Origin of the sequence: Microcoleus sp. BM001215392 (genome assembly GCF_036700185.1) — a bacterium.
Taxonomy (GTDB): domain Bacteria; phylum Cyanobacteriota; class Cyanobacteriia; order Cyanobacteriales; family Microcoleaceae; genus Microcoleus.
This window is the reverse complement of sequence record NZ_JAUBOJ010000686.1, coordinates 1-1,651: the sequence shown is the minus strand read 5'-3', so window position 1 is coordinate 1,651 and position 1,651 is coordinate 1. Positions and strand designations below refer to the sequence as shown.

The 1,651-nt window shown below is 46.3% G+C and carries 4 protein-coding genes; 3 read left to right on the top strand and 1 reads right to left on the bottom strand.

The window, feature by feature from the left end:
- Positions 1 to 304: 304 nt before the first annotated feature.
- Positions 305 to 448, bottom strand: a complete 144-nt coding sequence (locus tag QT974_RS34160; protein WP_333472787.1) for a hypothetical protein — start codon at positions 446 to 448, stop codon at positions 305 to 307.
- 89 nt (positions 449 to 537) lie between these two features.
- Here QT974_RS34160 and QT974_RS34155 point away from each other — a divergent pair, with 89 nt between their 5' ends.
- The 3 genes from QT974_RS34155 to QT974_RS34145 all read left to right on the top strand — a co-directional run.
- Positions 538 to 783 carry a hypothetical protein gene (locus tag QT974_RS34155; protein WP_333472786.1) on the top strand — a complete coding sequence of 82 codons (246 nt, stop codon included), beginning with the start codon at positions 538 to 540 and terminating at the stop codon, positions 781 to 783.
- 259 nt (positions 784 to 1,042) lie between these two features.
- Positions 1,043 to 1,267, top strand: a complete 225-nt coding sequence (locus QT974_RS34150; RefSeq protein ID WP_333472785.1) for a DUF433 domain-containing protein — start codon at positions 1,043 to 1,045, stop codon at positions 1,265 to 1,267.
- A 154-nt stretch (positions 1,268 to 1,421) separates the two neighbouring features.
- A partial coding sequence (locus tag QT974_RS34145) for a Uma2 family endonuclease (RefSeq protein ID WP_333472784.1) occupies positions 1,422 to 1,651 on the top strand: 230 nt, incomplete at its 3' end.

Sequence of the window (1,651 nt, the reverse complement as noted above, 5' to 3'; positions counted from 1 at the left end):
TCTTAGCCTTGATTTAACCTCTCGACAATTAATCCACCCTGCTTCTTAAGGGGGGCTAGGGGGGATCTGAGCTTAATACTCAAACAGCAGTCTGTGATTGGGTTTGACCTTAAGTTGTCACGAATGGGCTCCAGCCTGGGAACCAGTTAATCCTGGATGCACGTACTAGGATTTTCTGTCATTGCGAACGTAGTGTTAGCGTAAGCGATCCGAAGGAAAGCAATCTCAAAGCTGACGCACCTTTCCCAAATCCGAAATCCCAAATGGATTGACACAGGCCCCCCTCTGCGGCTACGCTTTGAAATTAGAGGTTGCTTTGCTTGTATAGGAAGTAGCCCGCGTCGCCCAAAAATCTAGTTGCACTGCCCAAAGCTGCTACTAACAGCAATGGACAGCTAACCGCCAAACTGATCAAAGCAGTCTGGAGGCTAACGGAGTATCTTAACATCCTCTGTAGCCGCCCTGCTATGCGTTGAAAAGCGGGGCGGCTGGGTTTTTGGGTTTTTCTAGAAAACCCAAAACCAGGAGAACATAATTATGTCACAGGAATTCTTGCCTGACGACAACGAATCCGATCGGCCAAATGACGACTCAGCAGCAGAATCCGAACAGGATGTGGTGTGTGTAACGGTGACAGGTTCGCCCAAGGGTGTCAGGGAAACCATACTCACTTTGTACCGACTGGGATTTGCCCAAGTGGGCGACTGGAGTCAGCTACAGCGTGCAGCTAATCCGAAGCAAGTGATGAGCGTGCTGATTCGCCGTCGTAAGCGCAAAGCGTAGGTGTTTGCTCGTTCCCAGGCTGCGGCCTGGGAACACATTCCATGAGGCTCTGCCTCCTGTTTTTATTTTTATCCGTTAGCGAGGCAGAGCCTGTGGATCTCGGTTCCCAGGCTAAGGCCTGGGAACCAGTTAAGTCTTAAAATATTAAGGCTTTGAGTTTTATACTTGAATTTAAAAAAATCGTCCGTGTAACCCTGACCTCAACAAACCAGGATTATTTGCAACTATAATTACACTTATTATTACAAAATATTGCTTTATGGACTACCACGACACCATCACAATTGAACCGGGAAAACGCAGTGGCAAACCATGTATTAGGGGAATGCGAATCACCGTCTACGATATTTTAGAATATCTCGCAGGTGGCATGACGGAAGCAGAAATTCTCGAAGATTTTTCCGAACTAACTTCGGCAGATATCAAAGCCTGTCTTGCTTTTGCAGCCGATCGCGAAAAAAAGTTATTTGTGGCATCCCTGTGAAACTTCTACTTGAATAAAACCTCTCAGATGCAGCCTTATAATATAATTGAAACAGTGCTACCCAGCTTGTTAATTCAATGAAAATCACTGCGGCCGCCGCTTCCCTCGGATGTGTAAATATTTTAATAACAATAGCAATCCTGGAAGGTAAAAGATGATACAAGCCCACAAGCCAAAACTCACCTTTGAAGAATACCTCACCTACGAGGACGACACCGACAACCGCTATGAACTAATTGACGGAGAGTTAGTAATATTGCCACCAGAATCGGGCCCCAACAATTTCATTGCTAACTATCTACTATTCACTCTGGCTAGTAGCGGGTTCATCCCACTGAGGCTGATCAGAACACATATGTGCGAAATCCAAGTTCCGATCCTGCG

Excerpts from the sequence above, each read along its gene's own strand:
- QT974_RS34160 (WP_333472787.1), bottom strand. The coding sequence starts at position 448 with ATGTTAAGATACTCCGTTAGCCTCCAGACTGCTTTGATCAGTTTGGCG.
- QT974_RS34155 (WP_333472786.1), top strand. The coding sequence starts at position 538 with ATGTCACAGGAATTCTTGCCTGACGACAACGAATCCGATCGGCCAAAT.
- QT974_RS34150 (WP_333472785.1), top strand. The coding sequence starts at position 1,043 with ATGGACTACCACGACACCATCACAATTGAACCGGGAAAACGCAGTGGC.